Source organism: Thalassospiraceae bacterium LMO-JJ14, from assembly GCA_021555105.2.
Classification (GTDB): domain Bacteria; phylum Pseudomonadota; class Alphaproteobacteria; order Rhodospirillales; family Casp-alpha2; genus UBA4479.
The window spans coordinates 1,851,362-1,876,919 of sequence record CP134604.1; the positions used below are offsets into that span (position 1 = coordinate 1,851,362).

The 25,558-nt window shown below is 59.1% G+C and carries 25 protein-coding genes and 1 pseudogene; 9 read left to right on the forward strand and 17 right to left on the reverse strand.

The annotated features are described in order from the left end of the window. Genes purF through radA form a run of 3 tightly spaced genes read right to left on the reverse strand, consistent with a single transcriptional unit; the run spans position 1 to position 3,545 of the window. Positions 1 to 1,458 (reverse strand): amidophosphoribosyltransferase, encoded by a 1,458-nt coding sequence (gene purF / locus L2D14_08895; protein ID WNK01665.1) that lies wholly within the window; start codon positions 1,456 to 1,458, stop codon positions 1 to 3. A gap of 26 nt (positions 1,459 to 1,484) precedes the next feature. Then, entirely contained in the window at positions 1,485 to 2,141 is a 657-nt protein-coding gene (locus L2D14_08900; GenBank protein ID WNK01538.1) for a CvpA family protein, read from the reverse strand. 9 nt (positions 2,142 to 2,150) lie between these two features. Further along, positions 2,151 to 3,545: a DNA repair protein RadA gene (radA, locus tag L2D14_08905; protein ID WNK01539.1), complete on the reverse strand. Its 1,395-nt coding sequence runs from the start codon at positions 3,543 to 3,545 to the stop codon at positions 2,151 to 2,153. Between the two features lie 123 nt (positions 3,546 to 3,668). Here radA and L2D14_08910 point away from each other — a divergent pair, with 123 nt between their 5' ends. Further along, on the forward strand, positions 3,669 to 4,313 hold the full coding sequence (locus L2D14_08910; GenBank protein WNK01540.1) for a glutathione S-transferase family protein: 645 nt from the start codon (positions 3,669 to 3,671) through the stop codon (positions 4,311 to 4,313). A 59-nt stretch (positions 4,314 to 4,372) separates the two neighbouring features. On the opposite strand, the gene L2D14_08915 is transcribed toward L2D14_08910, so the two are convergent. From L2D14_08915 to rpsF, 8 genes and pseudogenes are all read right to left on the reverse strand, one after another. Further along, positions 4,373 to 5,158: an ATP-binding cassette domain-containing protein gene (locus L2D14_08915; protein WNK01541.1), complete on the reverse strand. Its 786-nt coding sequence runs from the start codon at positions 5,156 to 5,158 to the stop codon at positions 4,373 to 4,375. Next, positions 5,145 to 5,933 carry an ABC transporter permease gene (locus tag L2D14_08920; GenBank protein WNK01542.1) on the reverse strand — a complete coding sequence of 263 codons (789 nt, stop codon included), beginning with the start codon at positions 5,931 to 5,933 and terminating at the stop codon, positions 5,145 to 5,147. The genes L2D14_08915 and L2D14_08920 overlap by 14 nt, the downstream gene beginning before the upstream one ends. Then, the gene (gene alr / locus L2D14_08925; protein WNK01543.1) at positions 5,930 to 7,048 is read right to left on the reverse strand and encodes an alanine racemase; all 1,119 of its coding nucleotides are present in this window, start codon (positions 7,046 to 7,048) and stop codon (positions 5,930 to 5,932) included. The genes L2D14_08920 and alr overlap by 4 nt, the downstream gene beginning before the upstream one ends. A gap of 11 nt (positions 7,049 to 7,059) precedes the next feature. Then, a complete protein-coding gene (locus tag L2D14_08930) occupies positions 7,060 to 8,571 on the reverse strand; it encodes a replicative DNA helicase (protein WNK01544.1) in 1,512 nt (503 codons plus the stop codon). Positions 8,572 to 8,923: 352 nt separating this feature from the next. After that, positions 8,924 to 9,478, reverse strand: a pseudogene (gene rplI, locus L2D14_08935) (50S ribosomal protein L9). Then, positions 9,478 to 10,422 (reverse strand): DUF2232 domain-containing protein, encoded by a 945-nt coding sequence (locus L2D14_08940; GenBank protein WNK01545.1) that lies wholly within the window; start codon positions 10,420 to 10,422, stop codon positions 9,478 to 9,480. Before L2D14_08940 ends, rplI begins: the two are co-directional and overlap by 1 nt. Positions 10,423 to 10,460: 38 nt before the next feature. Continuing rightward, on the reverse strand, positions 10,461 to 10,685 hold the full coding sequence (gene rpsR / locus L2D14_08945; GenBank protein ID WNK01546.1) for a 30S ribosomal protein S18: 225 nt from the start codon (positions 10,683 to 10,685) through the stop codon (positions 10,461 to 10,463). Continuing rightward, positions 10,685 to 11,128: a 30S ribosomal protein S6 gene (gene rpsF / locus L2D14_08950; GenBank protein WNK01666.1), complete on the reverse strand. Its 444-nt coding sequence runs from the start codon at positions 11,126 to 11,128 to the stop codon at positions 10,685 to 10,687. Before rpsF ends, rpsR begins: the two co-directional genes overlap by 1 nt. A 185-nt stretch (positions 11,129 to 11,313) precedes the next feature. Between rpsF and L2D14_08955 the strand changes: the two genes are divergently transcribed. Continuing rightward, a complete protein-coding gene (locus L2D14_08955) occupies positions 11,314 to 12,084 on the forward strand; it encodes an SDR family oxidoreductase (GenBank protein WNK01547.1) in 771 nt (256 codons plus the stop codon). Here L2D14_08955 and L2D14_08960 read toward each other — a convergent pair whose 3' ends face one another. Next, complete coding sequence (locus L2D14_08960; protein WNK01548.1) at positions 12,085 to 12,576, reverse strand: hypothetical protein; 492 nt, start codon at positions 12,574 to 12,576, stop codon at positions 12,085 to 12,087. Between the two features lie 175 nt (positions 12,577 to 12,751). Here L2D14_08960 and fabD point away from each other — a divergent pair, with 175 nt between their 5' ends. The 5 genes from fabD (at position 12,752) to mltG (ending at position 17,196) form a co-directional block, all read left to right on the forward strand. Further along, positions 12,752 to 13,693, forward strand: coding sequence for an ACP S-malonyltransferase (gene fabD, locus L2D14_08965; GenBank protein WNK01549.1), 942 nt, complete (start codon positions 12,752 to 12,754; stop codon positions 13,691 to 13,693). A 26-nt stretch (positions 13,694 to 13,719) separates the two neighbouring features. Then, positions 13,720 to 14,457 carry a 3-oxoacyl-[acyl-carrier-protein] reductase gene (gene fabG / locus L2D14_08970; protein ID WNK01550.1) on the forward strand — a complete coding sequence of 246 codons (738 nt, stop codon included), beginning with the start codon at positions 13,720 to 13,722 and terminating at the stop codon, positions 14,455 to 14,457. A 176-nt stretch (positions 14,458 to 14,633) separates the two neighbouring features. Then, positions 14,634 to 14,870, forward strand: coding sequence for an acyl carrier protein (locus tag L2D14_08975; protein ID WNK01551.1), 237 nt, complete (start codon positions 14,634 to 14,636; stop codon positions 14,868 to 14,870). A gap of 68 nt (positions 14,871 to 14,938) precedes the next feature. Continuing rightward, complete coding sequence (fabF, locus tag L2D14_08980) at positions 14,939 to 16,204, forward strand: beta-ketoacyl-ACP synthase II (protein WNK01552.1); 1,266 nt, start codon at positions 14,939 to 14,941, stop codon at positions 16,202 to 16,204. Positions 16,205 to 16,215: 11 nt separating this feature from the next. Continuing rightward, the gene (gene mltG, locus L2D14_08985) at positions 16,216 to 17,196 is read left to right on the forward strand and encodes an endolytic transglycosylase MltG (GenBank protein ID WNK01553.1); all 981 of its coding nucleotides are present in this window, start codon (positions 16,216 to 16,218) and stop codon (positions 17,194 to 17,196) included. Positions 17,197 to 17,202: 6 nt separating this feature from the next. On the opposite strand, the gene L2D14_08990 is transcribed toward mltG, so the two are convergent. After that, positions 17,203 to 17,973 carry an SDR family NAD(P)-dependent oxidoreductase gene (locus L2D14_08990; GenBank protein ID WNK01554.1) on the reverse strand — a complete coding sequence of 257 codons (771 nt, stop codon included), beginning with the start codon at positions 17,971 to 17,973 and terminating at the stop codon, positions 17,203 to 17,205. A 113-nt stretch (positions 17,974 to 18,086) separates the two neighbouring features. Between L2D14_08990 and L2D14_08995 the strand changes: the two genes are divergently transcribed. Next, entirely contained in the window at positions 18,087 to 18,977 is an 891-nt protein-coding gene (locus tag L2D14_08995) for a YicC/YloC family endoribonuclease (GenBank protein WNK01555.1), read from the forward strand. A gap of 37 nt (positions 18,978 to 19,014) precedes the next feature. Beyond that, the gene (gene gmk / locus L2D14_09000; protein ID WNK01667.1) at positions 19,015 to 19,620 is read left to right on the forward strand and encodes a guanylate kinase; all 606 of its coding nucleotides are present in this window, start codon (positions 19,015 to 19,017) and stop codon (positions 19,618 to 19,620) included. Positions 19,621 to 19,636: 16 nt separating this feature from the next. Here the strand turns inward: gmk and rsmA are convergent, their stop codons facing one another. Genes rsmA through lptD form a run of 4 tightly spaced genes read right to left on the reverse strand, consistent with a single transcriptional unit; the run spans position 19,637 to position 25,537 of the window. After that, complete coding sequence (gene rsmA / locus L2D14_09005) at positions 19,637 to 20,461, reverse strand: 16S rRNA (adenine(1518)-N(6)/adenine(1519)-N(6))-dimethyltransferase RsmA (GenBank protein WNK01556.1); 825 nt, start codon at positions 20,459 to 20,461, stop codon at positions 19,637 to 19,639. A 4-nt stretch (positions 20,462 to 20,465) separates the two neighbouring features. Continuing rightward, positions 20,466 to 21,479 carry a 4-hydroxythreonine-4-phosphate dehydrogenase PdxA gene (pdxA, locus tag L2D14_09010; GenBank protein WNK01557.1) on the reverse strand — a complete coding sequence of 338 codons (1,014 nt, stop codon included), beginning with the start codon at positions 21,477 to 21,479 and terminating at the stop codon, positions 20,466 to 20,468. 8 nt (positions 21,480 to 21,487) lie between these two features. Continuing rightward, positions 21,488 to 22,801 carry a peptidylprolyl isomerase gene (locus L2D14_09015; GenBank protein ID WNK01558.1) on the reverse strand — a complete coding sequence of 438 codons (1,314 nt, stop codon included), beginning with the start codon at positions 22,799 to 22,801 and terminating at the stop codon, positions 21,488 to 21,490. Between the two features lie 18 nt (positions 22,802 to 22,819). Further along, positions 22,820 to 25,537 carry an LPS assembly protein LptD gene (gene lptD, locus L2D14_09020; protein ID WNK01559.1) on the reverse strand — a complete coding sequence of 906 codons (2,718 nt, stop codon included), beginning with the start codon at positions 25,535 to 25,537 and terminating at the stop codon, positions 22,820 to 22,822. Between the last annotated feature and the right edge of the window lie 21 nt (positions 25,538 to 25,558).

Below are 25,558 nucleotides of genomic sequence, written 5' to 3' on the forward strand. Positions count from 1 at the left end.
CTAGTCCCGTTCGGCGAGCAGGGATAACTGTTTCGGAAGGCCGCCGCCATCGCGGTCGACAAGCGGTATCGGATACTCGCCGGTAAAGCAGGCATCGCAGTATTGCGGTATTTCGGCATCGCGTTTCGCTTCGCCGACGGCGCGGTAAAGACCATCGATGGAAATGAATGCCAGGCTGTCGACGCCGATGATATCGGCCATTTGCTGTACGTTGTGCTGCGACGCCATTAGCTGTTCGCGTTCCGGCGTGTCGATGCCGTAAAAGCATGAATGCGTCGTCGGCGGCGAGGAAACACGCATGTGAACTTCGGTCGCCCCCGCAGCGCGGACCATTTCGACGATCTTGGTCGAGGTTGTGCCGCGGACAATGGAATCGTCGACGAGGATAACCCGCTTGCCCTTGATCGATCCCAGGTTCGCATTGTGCTTGAGGCGCACACCGAGGTTCCGGATCTGTGCCGTCGGTTCGATAAAGGTGCGGCCGACATAGTGGTTGCGGATGATGCCGAGCTCGAACGGGATTTCGGATTCCTGTGCATAGCCGATTGCAGAAGGCACGCCACTGTCCGGTACCGGCACGATGACGTCGGCATCGACATGGCTTTCGCGGGCCAGTTCCTTGCCGATATTCTTCCGCACGGCATACACGTGGCGGCCTTCGATCATACTGTCGGGGCGCGCGAAGTAGATATATTCGAAGATGCAGAAGCGGCGCGGTTTCTTGGTGAACGGCTTTAGCGAATGCAGACCGTTTTCATCGATGATGACGATTTCACCGGGATCGACATCGCGGACGAACTTGGCGCCGATGATGTCCAGCGCACAGGTTTCCGACGTGATGATATAGGAATCGCCGACCCTGCCGATGACCAGCGGGCGGACGCCATGCGGGTCGCGAACGCCGATCAGCTTCTTGCCGGTCATGGCGACCAGCGAATAGGCGCCTTCGAGCTGCGAGATGGCATCGGTCAGGCGGTCGACGACGCGGCCGTATTCGCTGCGCGCGATCAGGTGAATGATTGTTTCGGTATCGCTGGTCGATTGGAAGATGCTGCCGCGTTCGATCAGTGCGCGCCGCACGGCATAGGAGTTGGTCAGATTGCCGTTGTGGGCGACGGCCAGGCCGCCGAATTTAAACTCGGCGAAAAGCGGCTGCACGTTACGGATGACCGTGTCGCCGGTTGTCGAGTAGCGGACGTGCCCGATGGCGGTGTGGCCAGGCAGTTGCTTGATGACTTCTTCGGATGAAAAGTTGTCGCCGACCAGACCGAGCGCGCGGTGGCTGTGAAACTGTTCGCCGTCATAGGAGACGATGCCGACGGCTTCCTGTCCGCGATGCTGGAGTGCATGCAAGCCGAGCGCGGTGTGCGCGGCGGCGTCGATATGTCCGAATATGCCGAATAATCCGCATTCCTCGTGCGGGTGGTCGTCATCGAGGAAGGGGTCCGTAGAGTTCATCATCGCGGGCATCCTAGCGCTTTCGTTCACTGATTGGAACCTGTGCCGTCGATCAGGCGCTCAAGATTTTTGCGCTGATCGGCATTGTATCCGTCCCGGGCCGGGGCGTCTTGCTGTTTCGGGGTCGGGGACAGCAATCCCTTGACGTCGATATTGGTTTTACCGCCGCCCGCCGATTTCCCGGAAATCTGGTCCGGCACCAGGGTTTTAAGTAATTCGGCGCCGGGTTTTATCAACTGCATGGTGCGGGCATCGCGGATTATGGCCGGCTGGTCTTCCTCGGGCATGATCAGTTCCAGCCCGATATAGGCGACGCAGACGAGAACCGCACCGCGTGCCAGGCCGAACAAAAAGCCGAGCGACCGGTCGAGCACGTTGAGCGCGCTGGCCTGAACCTTCTTGGCGATGGCGCGGGTGATCAGCGACAGGAATACCAGCGTGACGATGAAGATCACCGTACCTGCGGCGAGGTCCGCAGCGAGATCCAGCGAGATATACTTGCGGGCAAACGGTTTGGCATACGGAAAGCCGTAAAACGTCGCGAAAATCGCCCCGACCCAACCGCCGACGGACAGCACTTCGTGTACGAAGCCGCGCGCATAGGCGAGTACGGCGGAAACCAGAAGGATGAGGAGAACGCCGACATCGACGACATTGATCGGCAGATCGTTGATGGCGTCCATGTTCCGACCTCAGCCCAACGCCCTGTGGCTGCGCGCCGTTGGCAGAATGGCATCCGCTAACTCGCGCAGATGCGCGATTTCAATCATCTCGAGACCATGGTCGGGGTTTTTCGCACGCTTGGAAGCACGGACACGCGGTACGATGGCACGGGTGAATCCCAACTTTGCGGCCTCCTTCAGGCGTGCGTCGATCCGGGAAACGGGCCGGATTTCACCGGATAAACCGATTTCACCGAATATCACCGTGGGACCGGAAATGGCGTCCCCGCTTTCCGACGAAAGCAGCGCTGCTGCAACGGCAAGATCGGCGGCCGGTTCGGAAATCTTCAACCCCCCGGCGACGTTGAGGTACACATCCAGCGGCCCCAATGCAAGCCCGCAACGCGCATCCAGCACTGCCATGACCATCGCCAGCCGGCCACTGTCCCAGCCGATAACGGCGCGCCGGGGCGTCGCCAGCGCGCTGGGCGCGACAAGTGCCTGAATTTCAACCAGAACCGGGCGCGTCCCCTCGATCCCGGCGAACACCGCCGCCCCCGAGACATCGCCTTCGCGTTCGCCCAGAAACAGCTCCGACGGGTTCGTGACTTCGACAAGCCCGCCATCCGACATTTCGAAGACGCCGATCTCGTCGGCCGGACCGAAGCGGTTCTTGACGGCGCGAAGAATGCGGAACTGGTGCGAACGCTCGCCTTCGAAGTGCAGTACGGTATCGACCATGTGTTCGAGCACGCGCGGTCCGGCGATGGTGCCTTCCTTGGTCACATGACCGACCAGCAACAGCGCGAAGCCGCGCCGCTTGGCGAGACGGATCAGTTCCTGTGCCGATGCACGGACCTGCGAGACGGTGCCGGGGGCGGATTCTAGATTGTCCAGATACATGGTCTGAATGGAATCGATCACCACCACATCGATATGATCGGGCGTGTCTAGGGTCGAGACGATATCGCGCACATTGGTGGCGGCGGCGAGCGACACGGGGGCCTTGTCGAGACCAAGCCGGCGGGCGCGCAACCTGAGTTGGGCGATTGCTTCCTCGCCTGAGATATAGAGCGTCTTGCCCGACCCGGCGAGCTTCGCCGTGACCTGCATCAGCAGGGTCGATTTGCCGATGCCCGGATCGCCGCCGACCAGCACGGCGGAGCCGGGGACGAGACCGCCACCGAGCACACGGTCGAACTCTTCGATGCCGGCGACACGGCGCGGCGGGTCTTTTTCATGGCCGTCCAGACCGACGAATTCGATTTTTTTGCCGCGTTTGGAGCCAAGCCCCTTGGGCGCACTTTCGGTCCCGGTTTCCTCTGTCAGGCTGTTCCAGGCACCACAGGCATCGCAACGGCCCATCCATTTCGGATGTGTGGCGCCGCATTCCTGGCAGACGTAAACGGATTTTGCTTTGGCCAAGCCTCGCTCCCTTAGCCGACGGAGATTGAGGCTTAAGCCAATCCGGGCGTTGTCGCAAGCGGCCTCGTTTTTTCAATGATGCGGAGTTAGACTCCGCGCAACTTAGCGGAAGGATTTTCGATCATGTACACGCTTTATTGGGGGCCACGAACCAGCGCAATCGCTCCGGATGTGGTGCTCAGCGAGGCAGGCATCGATTTTACACGAAAACTCGTCAACAGGACCGACGGCCGTGTCGACGATCCGGCGTTCGAGAAGATTTCACCGATGAAGCAGATTCCGGCGCTCGTTCTGCCGGATGGCACGGTTTTGTGCGAATCGGCGGCGATTGCCCTGAGCTTGGCTGAACGGCACCCGGAAAGCTGCATGCTGCCCCCCGTCGCCGGCGAGGCGCGGGCAAAAGTCTATCGCTGGCTGATGCATATCCTGTGCAATATCTACGAATGTGATCTGCGATACAGTTACGCCGACCGCTACACGTCCGACCGAGCCGGCATCGACGGGGTCCGCAAGGCTGCCGCCGAGCGGTGGGACCGTGCGTTCGAAGTGATCGAAGCCGAAGTCGGCGACGGCCCCTGGTTCCTTGGGGCGGATTATTCACTTCTGGATATCTATCTCGCGGCCACGGTGTGCTGGCACTACGACACGCCGGCATTGCTGGCGCGCTCGCAGAACATTGCCCGGATATGCGCGAATGTCCGGAAGCGCGAAAAGAGCGGACCGCTGTTCCAACTTTATGAAATGCCCGAGCTGGACGGCTTGGTTTGATTTCTGCCTCATCGTGAGGAGCAGCTTCGCTGCGTCTCGAAGGATGAGCGGGTTGGTGTCTAACCCCTAACCGCCATCTTGATCGGGCCGTCGGCGCGGCCGTGGATGAACTGATCGACGTATGCGTTGTCAGAATGGTCAATGGCGTCGGTCGGCCCGGCCCAGATAATCCGGCCGTCATAAAGCATGGCGATCCTGTCGCCGATCTTGCGCGCAGACGCCATGTCATGGGTGATGGTCACGGCTGTGGCGCCGACGGTCTGGTTGACGTGCACGATCAGGTTGTTGATGACGTCGGCCATGATCGGGTCAAGGCCGGTGGTCGGCTCGTCGAAAAAGATGATTTCCGGTTCGGTGGCGATGGCGCGGGCCAGGCCGACACGTTTCTGCATGCCGCCCGACAGTTCCGACGGCGACAGATCGAGGACGTCCGGCGCCAGCCCGACGAGGCGCAGTTTCTCGGCGGCGATGTCACGCGCATCGGCGCGCTTGCATTGATTGCGGGCCAAAAGGCCGAAGGCGACGTTTTCCCAGACCGGCAATGAATCGAACAGCGCGGCGGCCTGAAACAGCATGCCGACCTGCCGGTTGATGCCTTCGCGTTCGCCCGGCGACATGGTCGTGACCTCGCGGCCGTCGATGGTGATCGAGCCGCTGTCGGGTTTCATCAGGCCGAGCATGCATTTGATGGTGACGGACTTGCCGGTGCCCGAGCCGCCGATGATGACCACGCTTTCGCCCTTGCCGATATCCAAATCGACATGATCCAGCACCACCTTGCGTCCGTTCGCAAAGCTCTTGCGAACGCCCGACAGACGGATCTTGGCGAGATTATCCTGTGACATCTTTGGTGAAGAACAAAAGGGTCAGGATATAGTTGAGGCAGAGAATCAGGATCGATGCCGAAACCACCGCATTGGTCGTCGCCTTGCCGACGCCCTGTGCGCCGCCGGCGGAATAAAAGCCGTGATAACAGCCCATCAGCGTCGTGATGAAACCGAACACCGACGCTTTGACGAGACCGGAAATCACGTCCATGGGTTCCATGAACTCCCACGTGTTCTGCAGATAGTTCGACGGGTTGAAGCCCAATTTATAGACCGATACCAGATAGCCGCCGAAGACACCGATGATGTCGGCGATGAAAATCACCAGCGGCAGCATCACCGTCCCGGCGATCAGGCGCGGTGCGACCAGATACTTCATCGGGTTGGTGGACAGCGTGGTCAGGGCATCGACCTGTTCGGTCACGCGCATGGTGCCGATTTCGGCGGCCATGGCGGCGCCAATGCGCCCGGCGATCATCAACCCGCCCAAGACGGGGCCTAGCTCGCGGGTAATCGAAAGGACGACGACGTTGGCGATCGCGCCTTCGGCAGAGAAGCGCGCGAAGCCGGTATAGCTCTGCAGTGCCAGCACCATCCCGGCAAAGATCGCCGTCAACCCGACGACGGGCAGGGTAAAGAAGCCGATCTCGATGATCTGGCGCAAAAGCTGGCGGCCATAGAACGGCGGTCGCACGCAATGCGAAACGGCGTTGAGTGTAAACATGGCCAATCTGCCGGTCGTGGCGAGAAACGCGAGGAACCCTCCACCAATCGGCCGCAACGGATTAATCATGCACCAGTCCCTTTATACGTGCGGGCGTAGCGCCGCCCGAGTCCGGTTAATACTTCATAGGGGATGGTCTGCCAATCCTTTGCCAGATCGTCGGGTGTGCGGTGCGCACCCATGAATTCGGCCATGACGCCGGGCTGGGCCAGGTGTTCGGGCACATCGGTGACGTCCAGTGTGATCAGATCCATCGAAACGCGCCCGGCAATCGGGGCCTTGTGCCCGTCGATGCTGGCAAAGCCGGTGTCCGAGCCGGCACGGTGATAACCGTCGGCGTAGCCGACCGGCACCGTGGCAATTCTTCTGGGCCCCGTGACCGGATGCGTGGCGCCATAGCCGACTGTTTCCGGCGGCGCGACGTGGCGCACCTGCAGGATACGCGCTTCCAGCCGCACCGGGTTGGCCATAGGGTTGGCCAGATGCGGTGTCGGGTTGCCGCCATAGAGCGCGACTCCCGGCCGGGCCACGGCGAAATGATAATCGGCGCCGAGAAAGACGCCCGATGAATTGCAGAGTGACGGTGTGCCCCGGCCAAGCCGCCCAAACGCCGCCTTGAACAGGGCAAGCTGTCGCGCACTCTGATCGCTTTCGTTAACGTCGGCGCTGGCCAGGTGGCTCATCACCAGGCCGAGATCGATGCCATCCAGCAGCGCATCGGCATCGCCCAGAAAGGTCTCCGTTTCTGCGAGGTCGAGGCCGAGACGGCACATGCCGGTATCGATGTGGACGTGGGCCTTCAGCGCCTTGCCCCGAACCTTTGCAGCATCGCGCCACAACGCGATATCGCCGAGTGAGTTCAGTACCGGCGTCAGGCCGTAATGCAGATAGTCGTCGACGGCGTCGGGCAGGGGGCCGTTAAGGACATGCACACGGACATCGGGCAGCTCTTCGCGCACAATGACGCCTTCGTGCGGATGGGCGACGAAGAAATCCACGCATCCGGCGTGAGCGAGGGCACGCACGACCGGCCGCGCGCCGAGACCGTAACCGTCACCCTTGACCGCGGCCCCGGCTTTGGCACCGGCGGCGTCGAGCTTCCCTTGCAATAGGCGATAGTTCGCCGCGACCGTATCGAGGTCGATGGTCAGGCGCGCGGCATAAAGATCATCCGGGATCGTCATACCGGATATATTCAGTAATCTTCGTGATGCGGGTCAAGATTTCCGAAGCGCGTGAACTCGCCGATGAAGGCCAGTTTGACGGAACCCACGGGACCGTGACGCTGCTTGGCGACGATGACTTCGGCCTTGCCGCGGGCGCGTTCGACCCGTTCTTCCCAGCCGGCCTGACGCTGTGCGAACTTCTCACCGCTTTCGTCGGCGCGCTGCATGGGCTCGGCTTTTTCGAGATAATATTCGTCACGATAGATGAACATGACGACGTCGGCATCCTGCTCGATCGACCCCGATTCGCGAAGATCGGCAAGTTGTGGGCGCTTGTCTTCGCGGTTTTCGACCTGGCGTGAAAGCTGCGACAGGGCCAGCACCGGCACGTCCAGTTCTTTGGCTAGCGTCTTCAGGCCACGGGTGATTTCCGAGACTTCCTGCACGCGCCCGTCGGATCGTGACTTGGCGCTGCCTGAGATCAGCTGGAGATAGTCGATCACGATCATGCCGAGATTGCTCTGGCGTTTCAGACGCCTGGCCCGGGTGCGGAGCGCACTGACGGTCAGCGCCGGGGTGTCGTCGATGAAGATCGGCACTTCGTGAAGCGCATTCGATGCCTGAGCCAGACGGGAGAATTCCTCGTTCGTCAGTTCGCCCTTGCGCATGCGGTCCGACGACACATTCGATTGCTCGGACAGAATACGTGCGGCCAGCTGTTCCGCCGACATTTCCAGCGAGAAGAACCCGACAACCGCACCTTCGTTGCCCTTTGTGTCGGCGAAGTTCTTGGCGGCGTTATAGGCGATGTTGGTCGCCAGTGCGGTTTTCCCCATGGCCGGACGTCCGGCAAGGATCAAAAGGTCGGAGCGGTGCAGACCGCCGAGCAGCTTGTCGAGATCGATCAGGTCGGTGCCGACACCGGCCAGCCCGCCCTGTCGCGCGTGCGCTGCGTCGGCAACCTTGATGGCTTCCATGACGGCGTTTTTGAAAGGCTGGAAACCACCATCGAAATCGCCGGTGGTGGCAAGGTCGTAGAGCGCCTGTTCGGCTTCTTCGATCTGCGTTGTCGCTTCCTGATCGATGTCGTTGTCGTAGGCATCGTTGACGACCCGCTCACCCAGCGAGATCAGCTCGCGGCGCAGGTGCATGTCATAGATGATGCGCCCGTATTCCCGCGCATTGATGACGTTGATGGCGCTGGCCGCCAGGTGCGCCAGATACTGCGCGCCGCCGATGTCATCGAGGGAGTTGTCGGCTTCGAAGTAGGGGCGAAGCGTCGTCGGGTCAGCAATCTGGCCGCGATCGATCAGCTTCATCATGGCTTCGAAAATACGCGCGTGCGCGGTCAGGGCGAAATGTTCGGCCTGCAGGAACTCAGCGACTTGTTCCAGCGCTCGGTTGTCCACGAAAATGGCGCCCAACAGACCGCGCTCGGCCTCGATATTGCGCGGCAATTGACGGTATGCCGGGGTATCGAGGTCGCTCGTGTCGTCGTCCGGGACAAGGTCCTGGGGGGCGTTTTGGGTGTTTGCAACCATGGCCGGACCATACTCGCCTTACGAAATATGTGCGCTTTTTCTTCTGTGGAATGCTGTGGAAGCTGGGGAAAACTCGCGAATAACTCAGTTGACTTTTGAAATCGAGTCTTGGAACCCATCCCATTCCGCCAATCAAAAGGGCGCGCCCTTGCGGACACGCCCTTTGTCATTCTCAAGTCTGCCTGAAGCGTTATTCGGGCTTTTCTTCTTCAGCGGCTTCCTGCACGGGGTGCACAGCTTCGACCACCGGCTCGTTTGCGGCGGCGGCTTCAGCTTCGGCCGTGGCTTCGGCTTCGGCGACAGCTTCTTCGGCAGCGCCTTCCTCGAACACCGCATCGGCCTGTTCGGCAACCGCAACCGCGGCTTCGGCGGCAGCTTCAGCTTCCGCTTCGATTTCGGCCTGTTCTTGCTGTGCCAGTGAAAGAACGGCGGCGCCGGTCGTTTCCTGGGTTTCCGCTTCTTCCAGCGAGCGGGCGATGTTGGCGATTACACTAATGATCACTTCGCCATGAAGCTGGACGCGAACCTCATGCATGCCGATGGTCTTGATCGGCTTGTCGAGGATCACCTGACCACGGCGGATCGTGGTACCGGCCGCCGTGACGGCATCGGCGATATCGCGCCCGGTGACCGAGCCGTAAAGCTGACCGGCATCACCGGCCTGGCGGATCAGAACGACTTTCAAGTCGCCCATCTTCGCCGCGACGGCTTCGGCTTCTGATTTTCTTTTCAGGTTGTCGGCTTCGAGCTGCGCGCGTTGCGCTTCAAAGTGCGACTTGTTCTGATCGGTTGCCCGAAGGGCTTTACCTTGGGGGAGCAGAAAATTACGGGCAAAGCCGGGCTTAACGGAAACGATGTCGCCCATTTGACCGAGTTTTTCGATACGCTCCAACAGAATGACTTCCATTATTCACTCTCCTGGTCATTGACCGGCTGCATCCTGTTGCGCAGTCCGATCCATTGTTCCAAAACACCAGCGCCGGCGACCAGAAACGCGGTCCATCCGAGCACCATGAGAAGTACGTAAAACGCGACAAGCATCAACATGCCGTTTGAAACCCTGCGCGCGAAGGTATGCACGACGGCAAGCCCCAGCAGGAAAAACGGCACCAGTGCCACGATCACAAGATTCCGCCCGAGATAGCTCCCGTCTCCGGGAACCACGAGGGCGATAACGCCTGCGCCGACCAACAGCCACGAGCACCAGTCCGGCAGCGTGATATCGGCATAGGAAATTTTCGGCCGCAGATTGCGCCCCGATTTCACCAATGCAGCCTGTCCGGCAGCCGCATTTACCAGATGCATGACGACCCAGCTTGCGACCGCCATACCGGGGAAGAAAGGCGCCAGATTGCCGGCCAGATTTGCACGGACATCGGCGGGAATATCGGACCCCATCCGTTCCAGTGCGCTGCCGATCAACCCCGCGACGATTTCCTGTAGCGGTCCCGCACCCTCGTCCATGATTGCCATCATGGCAAAAAACACGAGAGCCGTGGCACCGATAACGGTCAGGGTGCCGATCAGATTTCCGGCTGGATACCAGATCGGGTTCCCGTTGGTGTCGGGCTGAGTACGCAATGCCAACTGGCAAAGCACGATTGCCGGTACGGCATAGGCGAATGCGAACGGAATGGCGGTATATGCATTGCCGATCAGTCCGGCGGTAAACACCGCCGTCAGACCGGCGGTAATCGCCCCCTTCGTTCCGATCCCGAATCCTGCCAGATATAGCGGCAGGGGGGCCAGATAGAATAACGGCATTGCCAGAATCGAGCCGAACACGATGGAGAACACCGCGATCGCGCTGCAAATTCCGGCGCTGAGCGCCATGATGGGGGTGAAGGGCATAATCAGTCTGTCCGCTTGGGCGCGTCTACGCCTACGCCTTACTTAAGGACGTAGGGAAGCAGACCGAGGAAGCGGGCGCGCTTGATAGCGCGGGCCAGTTCCCGTTGCTTCTTCGCAGAAACAGCCGTGATACGGCTGGGGACGATCTTGCCGCGCTCGGAAACATACCGGCCGAGCAGTTTAAGATCCTTGTAATCGATCTTCGGCGCATTCGAGCCCGAAAACGGGCAGGTTTTGCGGCGGCGGAAGAATCCACGTCTCATTATTCTTCTCCCTCTTTGCTGTCGCTTTTGACTTCGGGCTTGTCTTCATCAAAGCGCGACGGACGGTCACCACGGTCACCACGATCGTTGCGGTCGTTGCGGCGCGGGCGATCATCACGATCCTTGTTGCGCAGCATGGCCGAGGGGCCTTCCTCGAAGCCATCGACACGGATCGTCATGTAACGCAGCACGTCTTCGTGGATGCGCATCTGACGTTCCATTTCATGAACCGCCGGCGCCGGAGCGTCGATGTTCATGAGCACGTAATGGCCTTTGCGGTTTTTCTTGATACGGTAGGAAATAGAACGCAAACCCCAGCTTTCGGTATTGACGACATTGCCGCCATTACCCGAGATGATTTGCGAAAAGGTTTCTGTAAGTCCCTCTGCTTGGGACGCAGAGATGTCTTGGCGTGCGATGAACACGCTTTCATAGCAGGGCATATTTTTGCTCCCTTCGGCTTTTCTCAACCCGGACATCGACCGAGCATAGCCAGGACAATCCCGGCAAGGAGTGACGAAGCGGCGCAATATACAGAGTTTCCGGGCCACTGCAAGGGTTTGCATGCATCCGGGCCGGGGTGAAATTTACGGTTGGGTCGGCTGGCTTAAATCGTTAATAAATAAGCATGAATAAGACTGCAGATGTTACCCCCTTCGATCTGACCGGCCGCCATGCTCTGGTGAGCGGCGGCGTTCGCGGTCTGGGGTTTGAAATCGCCCGCGGACTGGCGAAAGCCGGGGCTTCGGTGGCGATTACGGGGCGCGTCGAAGAAACCGTCTCGCAAAGTGCCCAGGCTTTGGCGGCAGAGGGTTTCGATGCCGAGGGCATCGCCCTCGACATGACGGATGACGCCGCTGTCACGGCTTGGTTCGAAGCCTATGACAGGGATATAGACATCCTCGTTAATAATGTCGGTATGCGGGACCGCCGCGGCACGCCCGATCTGCCTGCGGAAGCTTTCGCGCGGCTTTTGGACTTCGGCATTACATCCGCGTATCGCATGTCCAGGCTGGTGCAGCCCGGCATGGCAGCACGCGGCAAGGGGGCGATCATCAATGTCGCGTCGATTGCGGGACCGCTGGCGCGGCCGGGTGATCCCGGTTACACGGCGGCAAAGGGCGGCATGGATGCGCTGACCCGTTCGCAGGCCGTCGAGTTTGCGCCGATGGGGATTCGCGTCAATGCCATTGCCCCCGGGTTCTTTGCGACGGAAGCTAATCAGGAATGGGTCAGCGACCCGGTTGTCACCGACTACATCGAACGCCGCATTCCCATGCAACGCTGGGGGCAACCGTCGGAGGTCGCAGGGGCTGCGGTCTTTCTGGCATCGGAAGCGGCCAGCTACATCACCGGTCATACACTGACCATCGATGCCGGCCTGTCGGTCAGAATGTAATCAGGATTCGACGAAATTCACCAGATCGCGGCGGCGCAGCACGCCGATGACACGACCGTGTTCGGCGACGCCGACCCTGTCCCATCCGTCTTTTCTGAGCGCTTGCAGGACCACATAGGGGCTATCCGTGATGCTGCACACCGGCCGGTTGCGCTGCACGGCCTCGATGATCGGATAATCCAGCGCGCGGACGCCATCGCGTTTGATCAGGGCCATCACGTCCTCGTCCACCGCAACGCCCATAAACCCGTATTCTTCATCGTAAACCGAGACCGAGCAGCCGGGGCTCGCCGCCAGCCAGTCCGCGATATAGCCGATCGTCGCCGTGGCCTCGACATCGCGCGTTTGAATATCGTGTGTCCCCAGAAAATCCCGGATCATCACCGGTGGCCAGGGGCGGACGGATACGGCGTCGTTTACGGGGCCAGCGGCCCCGTTCAGGACTTCGATGATGTCGTTTCTGACGATGTCGTCCCAGGCATTCATGTTCATCTTCGCCTCCGGAGATAATTCTCAGTAGGGCGAGAAATACGCCGGCAACGTAATCGCGGTATGTCGGCAATGTAATAAAGTGTTACGCGATGCGGTGGCCCAAGCTTGACAGCCCTGAGACCTGCGGCCAATTTGCGATGAAACCAAGAACGCACTTCCAATGGGAGGACACTTAATGTCCCGAGCTTTCGTTTTTCCCGGTCAGGGGTCTCAGGCAGTCGGTATGGGCAAGGAACTTGCCGACGCGTTTCCCGCCGCCCGCGAGGTATTTCAAGAAATTGACGAGGCCCTGAAGCAGAAACTCTCGGCCCTGATGTTCGGCGGACCCGAAGACGAACTGACACTGACCGAGAATGCGCAGCCTGCCCTGATGGCGGTCAGTATGGCGGTGATGAAAGTTCTGAAATCCGAAGGCGGTATCGATCTCGTCAATGTCGCCGATTTCGTTGCCGGGCATTCGCTGGGTGAATATTCCGCTCTGGCAGCGGCCGGGTCGTTTTCGCTGGCGGATACGGCACGCCTTCTGAAGACACGCGGCCAGGCGATGCAGCAGGCGGTTCCCGTCGGCGAGGGGGCGATGGCCGCCTTGCTGGGGCTCGACCTCGAGCAGGCCCGTGACGTGGTCGCTGAGGCGGCCGGCGGCGATGTCCTGGCGACGGCGAACGATAACGCCCCCGGGCAGGTCGTCATCAGCGGCAAGCGCGAAGCGGTCGAACGTGCCGTTGACGTGGCCAAGGAAAAGGGCGCCAAGCGCGCCATGCTTTTGCAGGTCAGCGCCCCGTTCCATTGCCCGATGATGGCGCCGGCGGCCGATGTCATGGCCGATGCGCTTGCCGAGGTGAATATCGATGCTCCGCAGGTGCCGCTGATTGCCAACGTCACGGCGGCCCCGGTCGAGGATCCGGCGGAAATCCGCCGCTTGCTGGTCGAACAGGTGACGGGCATGGTGCGCTGGCGCGAAAGCTGTATGACGATGCGCGGAAAAGACGTGGACACGCTTGTCGAAGTTGGCTCGGGCAAGGTGCTTTCCGGTCTGGCCAAGCGAATCGACAGGGAATTATCGGCATCGAATATCGGCGTACCGGCCGATATCGAGGCGTTTTTGGGTACTCTTTGAGGCCCTGACGAGCGAAAGGAAAACTTATGTTTGATCTCACAGGCAAGCGGGCAGTGGTTACCGGGGCTTCCGGCGGCATTGGCGGCGCTATTGCCAAGGCTCTGCATACGCAAGGTGCAAGCGTCGCGCTGTCCGGTACGCGCGTTGAAGCATTGCAGGCGGTCGCCGATCAGCTGGGCGATCGCGCCTACGTGGTGCCGGCCGATCTGTCGAGCGCGGAAGGGGCGGACAAACTGATCAAGGATTCCGAAACCGCCATGGGCGGGATCGACATTCTCGTCAACAATGCCGGCCTGACCCGCGACCAGCTGGCGATGCGGATGAAGGACGAAGACTGGCAGACGGTGCTGGATGTCAACCTGACAGCGGCTTTTCGGCTTTCGCGTGCATGCCTGCGTGGCATGATGAAGGCGCGTGCGGGACGTATCATCGGCATCACCTCGGTGGTCGGTGCGACCGGCAATGCCGGGCAGACCAATTATGCAGCAAGCAAGGCCGGCATGATCGGGATGTCGAAATCGCTCGCCCAGGAAGTCGCTTCCAGGGGAATTACGGTGAACTGCGTTGCGCCGGGTTTCATCGAAACCGCGATGACGGATGTGCTGTCCGATGATATTAAAACCAAGCTTCTGGCGGGAATCCCTGCGGGACGGCTGGGGAATGTGGATGACATCGCCGCCGCCTGCGTCTATCTGGCCAGTGACGAAGCCTCTTATGTTACCGGACAGACCTTGCATGTGAACGGCGGCATGGCGATGATATAAGGGCAATCCGCCTTATGAAGTTTTCCGTGCTAACGTTCTGGTAATGGCGAAAAGAGTGTGTTAGTTACCCCCACCTTTCGGGGGATTATAGGCGGGAAACCGTTGTTTCATGAGGGCCTTCGGGCCGGGGAGCGAAGCTCTCAAGTTTAAACCGTAAAGATCGGGGAAAATCGACAATGAGTGATGTTGCAGATCGCGTAAAAAAGATCGTTCTTGAGCATCTCGGCGTGGACGAGGACAAAGTCGTCGAAGGCGCCAGCTTCATCGACGATCTGGGCGCTGACAGCCTGGATACCGTTGAATTGGTGATGGCATTCGAGGAAGAATTCGGCATCGAAATTCCGGACGATGCGGCCGAAAAAATCCTGACCATCAAGGACGCGGTCGACTTCATCGAGTCGCAGAGTAACTGACCTGATACACGGTCGTATCCACATCAGGTGGGTATGACCGGTTATCATTGAAACGACGGGCGCTATCTATGAGACGTGTTGTCATCACCGGGATAGGTGCGGTTACGTCGCTTGGTGTTGGTGCCGAGCATAACTGGAAGAATCTTCTCGAATCCCGCTCGGGTATTCGCGGGATCGACAGGTTTGACGTTTCCGATCTGCCAGCCAAGATTGCCGGGTGCGTTCAGCCGGGCGACGGCAGCGGCGATACCTTTAATGCCGATGACTGGGTTCCGGCCAAGGACCGCCGGCGCATGGATGATTTCATCATCTATGGGTTATGCGCGGCGGAACAGGCCATTGCCGATTCCGGTTGGGAACCGAAGACCGAAGAGGACGCCTGTAATACCGGCGTACTGATCGGCTCCGGCATCGGTGGCCTGCCCGAGATTGCGCGCGGCGCCATCAAGGTCGATGCCGAGAAGAACCCGCGCCGTCTTAGCCCGTTTTTTATTCCGGCCAGCCTGATCAATCTGGTCTCGGGGCATGTTTCCATCATGCACGGCTATAAAGGTCCGAACCATGCCGTGGTCACAGCGTGCTCGACCGGGGCGCATGCCATTGGCGATGCCGCGCGGCTGATCATGTGGGAAGATGCAGATGTGATGGTTGCCGGTGGCGCCGAAGCGGCGATCTGCCGCGTCGGGATTGCCGGCTTCTGTGCCGCCCGCGCACTTTCCACAGGCTTTAACGACACCCCTGAAAAAGCATCGCGTCCGTACGACGTCGACCGTGACGGTTTTGTCATGGGCGAAGGTGCGGGTGTGGTTGTGCTTGAGGAATACGAACACGCCAAGGCGCGCGGCGCGAAGATTTATGCCGAGGTTGTCGGTTACGGCATGTCCGGCGATGCGTATCATATTACCGCACCGGCGGAATCCGGCGATGGTGCGTTTCGTTGCATGAAGGCGGCGCTCAAGCGCGCCGGCATGGACCCGAGCGACATCGATTATGTGAATGCACACGGCACCTCGACGCCGCTTGGCGATGAAATCGAATTGCGTGCGGTCGAACGTCTTTTCGATGGCCATACGCAGGGCATGTCCATGTCCTCGACGAAATCGGCAATCGGACATCTGTTGGGTGCCGCCGGTGCCGTCGAGGCGATTTTCTCTATCCTGGCGATCCGTGACAACGTCGCGCCGCCGACCTTGAACCTCGACAATCCATCGGTGGACACACCGATCGATCTGGTGCCGAAGCAACCCCGTGAGCGGCCGATCCGCGCTGCGCTTTCGAATTCCTTCGGGTTCGGCGGCACGAATGCGTCGCTGATTTTCCGCGAGGTTGATTGAAGGCCGGCGGCATGATGCGCCGTCTTCTTATCCTGTTTGCGATTTTGATCGTCCTTGCCGGGATGACCGGCGGGGCAGGCTTTTTGTGGCTGCAATCCGCGTATAACGCATCCACGCAAACCCAGAATGAAAAAATCATCGTCATCGAGCGTGGCAGCTCGGTGGCGTCGATTGCCCGGCAGTTACAGAGCCTGGGGCTGATCCGCTTTGCCCGTGTCTTCCGTTTAGGTGTCCGTCTGCTTTCCGACAATAAACCGTTACAGGCCGGCGAGTACCGGATTCCGGCGCAAGCAAGCGCATCGGCGATTGCCGAAATCCTGAAATCGGGTGCCCAGGTGGTTCACAAGCTGACGATTGCCGAGGGGCTGACCAGCATTGAAATCGTCGATCTGCTGAGTGACGAGCCGTTGTTGAAAGGCGAGGTCAGGGGCATCCCCAAAGAGGGCACGCTGCTGCCGGAAACATACCACTTCCATCGCGGCGAAACGCGCGCAGAAATCATCAGGCGCATGGGCGATGCCCTCGAAGAGGTTCTGGATGAGTTCTGGGACGGACGGGCCGACGGGTTGCCGTTCGCATCCCCTGAAGAAGCGGTTATTCTGGCGTCCATCGTCGAAAAGGAAACCGCCGTCGAAGCCGAGCGCAGTCTGGTCGCCGGTGTTTTCATCAACAGACTGAAAAAAGGCATGCGCCTGCAATCCGACCCGACGGTGGTATATGGCATTACCAATGGCGCCGGTCCGCTAGGGCGGCCGTTGTCGCGCGCGGATCTGAATGCAAAAACGGCTTACAACACCTATCAGATCGGCGGCATGCCGCCGACGGCGATTGCCAATCCGGGCCGGGCTTCGATCGCGGCTGTTCTAAACCCTGCAACAACCGATGCCCTGTATTTCGTCGCCGACGGCAGCGGTGGGCATGCTTTTGCAGCGACGTTGGAAGAACATAACCGAAATGTCCGGGCGTGGCGCAAGCTGCAACGGGCGAATTGACGGGCGTCAGACGGATTTTCTGGGGGCCCTGCTGAGGATCGCGTTGTAAACCGGCCCCGGCAAAGTTGTCAGGATCCGCATTATCCAAACCATCTGCCACGGAAAGGCAATCGTCTTTTTGCGCCGGTATAGACCGTCGGCAATGATCTCGGCGGCTTTTGCGGCAGGCATCAGGAACGGCATCGAAAAATCGTTGGCATCGGTGATGCGGCTTTCGACGAAGCCCGGATAAATCATGCTGAGGTCAATGCCGTCATGTTTCAATTGCGGGCGGATGGCTTCCCCCCAGGCTTTCAGGGCGACTTTGCTCGCGGAATAAGCCGGCGCTGTCGGCATGCCGCGAAACCCGGCAATGGAACTGACAATGGCAATCTGTCCTTTGGCTCGCGCACGCATGGCCGTCAGCGCGGGCAATACCGTGTTCAAGACGCCGGTAAGATTGATGGCAAACACATCGTGCGTCATTTCGTCGTCACCTTCGCCTGCGCCCGCACTGCTGGAAATACCGGCATTGGCAAACACCAGATCGAGCGGCCAGCGTGCTTCGATATCCGCGACGAGGGCAGACATTGCCGTGCGGTCGGTGACATCCGCCACGTGCGCCATCGTGTCGGCGCCTTTTTCCTTCAGGTCGGCTGCAACGGCCTGAAGTCGTTCGGCGTTCCGCCCGGTAATCGCGATCAGCACGCCCGGGGCGGCGAGTTGGCGGGCGACGGCGGCGCCGATGCCGCTGCTGGCGCCGGTGATGAGGATGCAACGATACGGTTGGATAGCCATGATGCGGTTATAGACAAATTACGTGTCGAAGGCGATGCCGATTGGCGGTTCTGCCGCTTGTAGCCCGTGAAGCGGGCGGCTAAAGTCTCGACATTCGATGGAAAGGAACTGCGTTGACAATCAATTCAATGACCGGGTTTTCCCGTGCCACCGGGACACACGCGGCTTGGTCGTGGACGTGGGAACTGAAAAGCGTTAACGCGAAAGGGCTTGATGTCCGCCTGCGTTTACCGATGGGCTTCGACAGTTTTGAACCGCCCGCCCGCACCCTGCTTTCGAAAATTTTCGATCGCGGCAATGTTTCGGTCAATCTAATGCTGAAGCAGTCGGACACATCGTCTGGATATCGCATCAATGAAGAACATTTGCAGACGCTGCTGTCTGCGGCAGACCGCCTGAAAACCCGGTTGCCGGACGCTGCACCCCTCAGCATAGATGGCATTCTTGCCCTTCGCGGCGTTATCGAGCCGATTGAAGAAGATGTCGACGAGGCCGCCCGCGCCGCATTGGAGTCGATGTTGCTGAAATCGTTGGATACGGCCGCCCATGATCTGCTTGCTGTTCGCGAAGAAGAGGGTGGACGTCTGGAAACGGTCCTCGGCGCGTTTGTCAGGTCTCTGAGCGAGCTGTGTGCTCAGGCACAGGATGCGGCGATGTCGCAGGAAACGGCAATCCGTGCCCGCATGAAAGAGCAACTCGACGCGATCATCGAGGATGTTTCCACCATGGATGCAGGACGGCTGGAACAGGAAGTCGCCTTGTTGATGACGAAAGCGGATATCCGCGAGGAACTAGACCGTTTGGGTGCGCACATTGCATCCGTCCGCGAGCTTCTTGAGGCGGGCGGTGCTATCGGCCGCCGTCTTGATTTCCTGTGCCAGGAGTTGAACCGCGAAGCCAATACAATATGCTCGAAAGCGCACGAGACGTCGCTGACGCGCATCGGTCTGGATTTGAAGGCAACCATCGAACAATTCCGTGAGCAGGTGCAGAATATTGAGTGATAACAACCAGTCCATTCACATTTCTCGTCGTGGCTTCATGCTTGTGCTGTCCTCACCGTCGGGGGCAGGCAAATCGACGATTTCCCGTGCCCTGCTCGAAAAACACCCGGACCTGACGATGTCCGTGTCGGCGACCACGCGGCCGATGCGTCCGGGCGAGGTCGAGGGAAAGGACTACTTCTTCGTGAGTACGGAAGAATTCGAAAACATGGTCGCTGCCGGCGAACTGCTCGAACATGCGAAGGTCTTTGATAATTATTACGGAACACCGCGCGCCCCGGTCGAGGCGGCATTGAAAGCCGGTAAGGATGTTCTGTTCGATGTCGATTGGCAGGGGACGCAGCAATTGCGCCAGAATGCTCGTGACGACCTTGCCAGCATCTTTATCCTGCCGCCCTCGGTGGAAGAACTGGAACGGCGGTTGTATGCGCGTGCGCAGGATCCAGTCGAGGTCGTGAAGCGCAGAATGGCCAAAGCGACGTCCGAAATGAGCCACTGGGCCGAGTACGATTACATCATCGTCAACGAGGATATCCCGCACAGCGTTTCCGAAGCGGAAGCGATCTTGTCCGCTGAGCGGCTTAAACGCGAGCGCCGTGTCGGACTTGCAGAATGGTTGCGCGGTATGGGCGTCGGCCAGTAAGCCTGATCCAGAAGAACTAGTCCTGGTCTTCAAGCATCCGCGACAGCGCGCAAAACTGCTCGATTGTCAGTTGCTCTGCCCGCAGTTCGGGATTGATGCCGGCATCTGCCGGATTGATCCCCACGGATTTCAGTGAGCTGCGCAGCATCTTGCGCCGTTGACCGAATGCCGCCTGTGTCACGCGCTCAAGATGGGGGAGCGATGCTTCGGCGATTTTATTTTTACGGGGTATGAGTTCGATAACGGCTGACATGACTTTTGGCGGCGGCGTAAAGGCGCGTTTGTCGACGTTGAAAAGGATGCGGGCCTCGCACAGCCATTGCGTCAGTATCGCCAGCCGTCCATAAGCCGAAGTGCCGGGCTGTGAAGCGATACGCTCGGCAACCTCTTTTTGGAACATCAGGACCATCCGCTCGATCCCGTCCAGGTTGTTGAGCCACTTGATCAACAGCGCGGTCCCGACGTTATAGGGCAGGTTCGAGATAATAATGCCGGGTTGTGGCGAGAGACCGGCGAGATCCGTCTTCATCGCATCCGCTTCGACGATATTCATGACGGACGGATATACGGACTGCAGACCGGCAAGGGCGTCGATACAGCGCTTATCGCGCTCGATCACACACAACGATGCGGGATGACAGGCTAGGATGGAACGGGTAAGGCCTCCGGGGCCGGGGCCGACTTCGAGGACATGCTTTCCCTCAAGCGGGCCTGCGCTGCGGGCAATGCGGTCGGTCAGATTGGCATCGAGCAGAAAATGCTGGCCGAGTGATCTCTTCGCGCCGAGGCCATAGGCCTTGATAATGTCGCGCAGCGGCGGGAGGTCGGTATCGGCGCTCATGTGATCACGTTGCTTTGTAGGCGAGGCGGCTCGCGCTGATCTCGGAGGCCATCTTCAATGCGCTTATCAAACTCGACGGATCGGCCAGGCCTTTGCCGGCGATATCAAGCGCCGTGCCGTGATCGGGCGAGGTGCGGACAATCGGCAAGCCAAGGGTGACATTGACTGCATTGTCGAATTCCAGCGCCTTGATGGGGATCAGCGCCTGGTCGTGGTACATGCAAAGCGCAGCGTCATAGCGTAACCGGGCGCGTGGTGTGAACAGGGCATCGGGCGGCACAGGCCCGAACAATTCCACGCCCGGCGTGGCCAGCGCCTGAATAGCGGGAGCGATGATGTCTTTATCCTCGCGCCCGAGTTTGCCGTTCTCGCCGGCATGGGGGTTCAACCCGGCCACGGCGAGGCGGGGATTCTCAATGCCGAAATCCTGCCTCAGGGCGGTAATAACGAGCCTGCCTTGTTCAATGATCGCCTCGGTCGTCAGCTGGTCCAGTGCGTCACGAAGCGGCAGATGGACGGTAAGCGGCACGACGCGGAGTGACGGTGACGCCAGCATCATGACCGGGCGCATGCCGCCACCGACCAGTTCCGCCAGATACTCCGTATGGCCGGGAAAACCGAAACCGGCATCGTACAGGGTTTCCTTCTGGATCGGGTTGGTGATCAGGGCATTCGCCTGGCCATCTGAGGTATATGCAACGGCGCGTTCTATCGATTCCAGAACGGCTTTCGCGGTTTGGATGCTGGGAATGCCAGCATCTGCCTGCGCGTCTGCCGTAAGCGGCAGGACGGGTAGGGCATCGGCGAATACAGCGGCTGCCTCGGCCGGCGTGCCGATCTCGGTAATGTTGATGTTCCAACCGTTAGCCGTGGCGATTTTTCTGAGGCGATCTGGACTATCAAGGGTGAAAAACGGCGACAGCCGGTCGCGGAATCCCGACCATGCTTTCAATGTCAACTCACCGCCAATACCGGCTGGTTCACCCATCGTCAGCACACTTGGCGCCTGAGTTGTCATATCCTGGATCAGAGCCTGATGTCGATGAAGGCCTGGCGGCGGAGTTTATCCTCGTGCTGGGCTGCCATGCGCGCGATCCGGCGGTTGAGAATGCGCAGCCGGATGTTTCCTCTTGCTGCGGCGATGGGATCTTCCTGACCCCCGGATTCCCTTGAACAGACCATCAGAACGATCACGCCGTCGGCCGTGCGGAGCGGCTGGCTTGCTTGATCGACATTCAGGGACCTCACCATGGCCTTCAATTGCGGGTTGAGTTGGTCGAGCTTGAACTTGCCTAAAAATCCGGAATGCTCACTACCTTCGGATTTTGAGATTCTGCTGAAAGCATCGCAGTTTTCGGCGCTTTGTGCGAGTTGCGTTGCCTGCATAGTCGTATCGGTGATTGTTTTGGGGTCGGCGTTCTGCGGAATCGTCAGATGCAACTGGTGGATGCCCAGCGTAATGTCTTCAGGACTGGCTTCTATACCCTTGGCGATCCGCTTGTTGCGCAGTAGCAGTATATACACGCCGTCATCCGTTGTGATCGGCGATGACATCTGCCCTGGCTCAAGCCTCGAGACGACACCGCCAAGGACGGCGCCGAGATCGGAGGCCAAGTTCCATCCCAAATCACCGCCATTCACGGCGCTGGCCGATTCCGAGAAATTCTGTGCCATTTGCGGCCAGCTTGCACCGGCGCCAAGTTGTGCATGAATGCGCTGCGCAACTTGTTCGACTTCGCTGCGTGGTTTCTCGTCGTAAGCCAGAAAAATCTCGGCGACGTGGTATTCAGGTTTGCCTGCATCGGCACGCATTTTTGCCAGTACATCCTCGACTTCCTGATCGGAGACGGAAACCAGACGACTGAAAAGCGATCTGACGATGTCGCCCCAAACAATATCGGCGATGACCTGCTGTCTTAGTGATTCCGGGTCGATGCCGACCCGTTCCAGCGCCGCATTCATCTGTCCGGGAGGTATGTTGTTGCGTTTTTCTATTTCGGCGATGGATCTCTGTATCTCACTCTCCGGCGCTTCGATCTGAAGCCGCTTGGCTTCCTGCATTCTGAGCTTTTCAATAATCAGACGGCGCAGGACATCGGGTGCTATCCGCTGTTGGTTTTGCGGCGTGTTCGGGATTTGTGAAAACGTGATGACCATAAGAATTCGCTGCGACAGGTCGTATACGGAAATGACATCGTCATTCACGATGGCTGCAATATTAAGCGTGTCCTGGCTTCGAGCGGCGGAGACGGCAATAAATTGCTGAGCCGTGCAGGCAAATAACAGTGCTGCAATCAGAAAAAACTGTTTTAGACGCATTGGTTTCAAGAATTTTGCCATGAATGGATTTTCCCAGTCTTACTGTAAACGGGAAGCCCCCGAGTGAATTTCTCCAAGAGTTTTCAGCACGACGGTAAACGTAACTGCGTCGGACGGCCTTAAATCCCGGTCTTCGAAGTAGGAACGGGAGAATTGAGATGTGAATTTAATACACTCATCCTCATAAACGATGCCGAAGCCGAGTGAGCGCAGGTCAGATGCTGAAAGATCATGGCGCGCTCTGACATACGTCGACCAGTTTTTGCTGATCTCGGATGAAATTCCCCCATTGATTTCTTCCCGTCCGGAAAACTCGCTTCCCTGCTTCTGATTGATAAAGATGTAATCCGTATTCACGTTAAACGCCGGTGTGCCGATGTTAGCTGACAATTCATTGCGTTGGGGTGACAAATTATCAGGGCTGAACTGGGTCCGGTAAATCATGTTCAGGTATTTCTGCGGTGAAATCTGCACGCGCCCTACAAAGTCCGAGAAATTGTCCTCAAGCCCGGAAGATTGACTGTAAGAACTGTCGATTCTCGGGCGGTACGACTGGCCCAGGAAAACGGACGTGCTGCCGCCTTCATTTCCAGTAAGGACCCAATTCAGGCCGTAATTGAAACGCGTGCCGCCATCGACACGGTCAAAGCCATCATAACGGTTATCCTGGAAAAGATTGGTCTCGTCGAATTCGATTTCCTGGCTGTCCTCGTTGGGGATTTTATCCGGGTTGCCGCCGTTCGGGGCAACGGTGACGGAAGCCAGGGGTTCGATCGTCTGGCTGAAGTTTTCGCCCGGGCGTATCAGGGGGAGTCGCCACGAAAGAGAAGCGCGAGGCACAAACCTGCCGCTCATGCCGGTGTAACTTGAGCCGTCATCCCGGGTGACGTCTGATGCATGATAGGCATCAGCAGCGAGCGAAACCGAGGCGTTATAAATTTCACCGAACGAGCCGTTGAACGGCCTGTCCCATCGTGGCCGGAATGCGAAACGGCGGGTGTCAGTACCTGAATCCCTGATGATATTCAACGCGTTGAAATCAAATGAAGCAAAGCCGCCAGCCCTGTCACGTTTGCCGCTGTAATTGAAATCATACATAGGCAGTACAATCGGCGAGTCTCCGGATTCTTCTTCCTGTCTTAAATCGTTGAAGGCATAGGTGTTCAGTGCCTGATAATTCTGACCGCGGAAACCTTCCAGGTATCCTCTGGAAACAAGAACCGGCTCCGTGTCGAAGCCGTAGCGGCGTGTGTAGGTATCGTCGGATGCCGTTTCGACTTTCAAACCGGCACGCCAGGTGGGGTCGATGTGATATTCGGTTTCCAGATCAATGTATCCACGCGATCCTTTATCAGGGTCGTCTACGACAAAATTGCCGTCGGCTATGATGCTGCCGTGCTTAAAATTGCGTCTGAACTGACCTATTGCGCCCTGACCGCCGTCGGTTGCCAGCATCGGGGCGAAGGTTGCATCCTGATGTTCGTCAATGGCCCAGAAGTACGGGGTGCGTAACTGTAAACCCAGATCCGAGGAATTCGAGAAAGTCGGTGCGAGGAAACCCGAACGGCGCTTTACGGTCGGGTCGGGATGGCTGAGGTAAGGCGTATACGCGACAGGGATGCCGTAAACCTCGAGCCAGGCATTACGGTAAGAGATTTGCTTTTGTTCTGAATCGTGGATTACGCGGATGGCTTTAATCTGCCAAAGCGGTGCCGCTGACGGGTCGTCCTTGCACAGATTGCAGGGGGAATAGACGGCCCTGCTGATCTCGGTGATTTCAGCGTTGGAACGGCGAGCGCCTGCACCGGCTACCCGCGATTTATCCTCGAGTACCAAGCCGATGTTATAGATGATGCCGTCTTTGAGGTCGCCCGTGATTTCGACCTTGTCGCCGAACAGAACCTTACCGGTCTGATCGGTCATGGAAACATTGCCATCGGCGATGACGACGTCGGTTTTCTGGTTATAGGAAACCTTGTCTGCAATCAGGGAACGGGTCCCGTATGTGATCCCAACGTTTCCTGTTGCGACGACCAATCCCAAGTCGCGATCATATGTCATCGAATCTGCGCTTAATTCAGCACGCAGAACGTTCAGGTCCTGATTAACCGAGGACGCAGCAGTCGCCGTACCTTTTATCGGCTCCGGGCTTTTTGTCTTATCGCTGGATATGCCGGTGGTCCGGTCTTTCGGGATGCGCGGCGAACTGCCGAAAAGCGTACCCAGCGGTTTGGCGTCCGTCGCATCGCTGCCGGGTGTTGCATATGCCTTGTGTGCAGGCTGCACTTCACGTGCCTGAACGGCGGCCCCGGACGTCTGCGCGCCTGCAGAGGTTGGTCGTGCCTGTGGCAGGTTGATCAGGGTGCCCAGAGGGCGTGTCGCCGAGCCCGTGGTGGTGGTATCCTGACCCGTCGGGGCGCTGACGCGAGCCGGGTTCGAGGCCCAGTTCCGGGGCAGGACGGATCCGGTTTTCCGCACGGGTTCCGCTGGCGCGTTAAACAGACTGCCGAGTGGGCGGTCTGTGGCGTCTGCGGCCGAACTCTTTGGCGCGGTGCTGGCGGCGGGAGAACCGGTGCCTGTTTGCTGATGCGGGATCGGTGGGATGGGTGAGCGGACCTGCGGCGCCGGCTGTTGAACCCCCGGAAACAGAATGCCAAGCGGTCGTTCCGCATCCTGCGCGTGGAGCGGCTGGGCAAATGCCATCAACAGGCAGACCGTGGCTGCAGCCGGGAATTCAGGTCTCAACAGACGCATCATGGTTTGACGGCAAAGACGCAC

Bases quoted from the DNA above. Each gene is read 5' to 3' on its own strand.
- lptD (WNK01559.1), bottom strand. From the start codon at position 25,537: ATGATGCGTCTGTTGAGACCTGAATTCCCGGCTGCAGCCACGGTCTGC.
- L2D14_08930 (WNK01544.1), bottom strand. From the start codon at position 8,571: ATGGTTGCAAACACCCAAAACGCCCCCCAGGACCTTGTCCCGGACGAC.
- L2D14_08915 (WNK01541.1), bottom strand. From the start codon at position 5,158: ATGTCACAGGATAATCTCGCCAAGATCCGTCTGTCGGGCGTTCGCAAG.
- L2D14_08960 (WNK01548.1), bottom strand. From the start codon at position 12,576: ATGAACATGAATGCCTGGGACGACATCGTCAGAAACGACATCATCGAA.
- alr (WNK01543.1), bottom strand. From the start codon at position 7,048: ATGACGATCCCGGATGATCTTTATGCCGCGCGCCTGACCATCGACCTC.
- L2D14_08900 (WNK01538.1), bottom strand. From the start codon at position 2,141: ATGGACGCCATCAACGATCTGCCGATCAATGTCGTCGATGTCGGCGTT.
- rpsR (WNK01546.1), bottom strand. From the start codon at position 10,685: ATGAGACGTGGATTCTTCCGCCGCCGCAAAACCTGCCCGTTTTCGGGC.
- purF (WNK01665.1), bottom strand. From the start codon at position 1,458: ATGAACTCTACGGACCCCTTCCTCGATGACGACCACCCGCACGAGGAA.
- L2D14_08955 (WNK01547.1), top strand. From the start codon at position 11,314: ATGAATAAGACTGCAGATGTTACCCCCTTCGATCTGACCGGCCGCCAT.
- fabF (WNK01552.1), top strand. From the start codon at position 14,939: ATGAGACGTGTTGTCATCACCGGGATAGGTGCGGTTACGTCGCTTGGT.
- L2D14_08940 (WNK01545.1), bottom strand. From the start codon at position 10,422: ATGCCCTTCACCCCCATCATGGCGCTCAGCGCCGGAATTTGCAGCGCG.
- L2D14_08975 (WNK01551.1), top strand. From the start codon at position 14,634: ATGAGTGATGTTGCAGATCGCGTAAAAAAGATCGTTCTTGAGCATCTC.
- mltG (WNK01553.1), top strand. From the start codon at position 16,216: ATGATGCGCCGTCTTCTTATCCTGTTTGCGATTTTGATCGTCCTTGCC.
- L2D14_08990 (WNK01554.1), bottom strand. From the start codon at position 17,973: ATGGCTATCCAACCGTATCGTTGCATCCTCATCACCGGCGCCAGCAGC.
- gmk (WNK01667.1), top strand. From the start codon at position 19,015: ATGCTTGTGCTGTCCTCACCGTCGGGGGCAGGCAAATCGACGATTTCC.
- rsmA (WNK01556.1), bottom strand. From the start codon at position 20,461: ATGAGCGCCGATACCGACCTCCCGCCGCTGCGCGACATTATCAAGGCC.
- fabD (WNK01549.1), top strand. From the start codon at position 12,752: ATGTCCCGAGCTTTCGTTTTTCCCGGTCAGGGGTCTCAGGCAGTCGGT.
- L2D14_09015 (WNK01558.1), bottom strand. From the start codon at position 22,801: ATGGCAAAATTCTTGAAACCAATGCGTCTAAAACAGTTTTTTCTGATT.
- pdxA (WNK01557.1), bottom strand. From the start codon at position 21,479: ATGACAACTCAGGCGCCAAGTGTGCTGACGATGGGTGAACCAGCCGGT.
- rpsF (WNK01666.1), bottom strand. From the start codon at position 11,128: ATGCCCTGCTATGAAAGCGTGTTCATCGCACGCCAAGACATCTCTGCG.
- fabG (WNK01550.1), top strand. From the start codon at position 13,720: ATGTTTGATCTCACAGGCAAGCGGGCAGTGGTTACCGGGGCTTCCGGC.
- L2D14_08910 (WNK01540.1), top strand. From the start codon at position 3,669: ATGTACACGCTTTATTGGGGGCCACGAACCAGCGCAATCGCTCCGGAT.
- L2D14_08920 (WNK01542.1), bottom strand. From the start codon at position 5,933: ATGATTAATCCGTTGCGGCCGATTGGTGGAGGGTTCCTCGCGTTTCTC.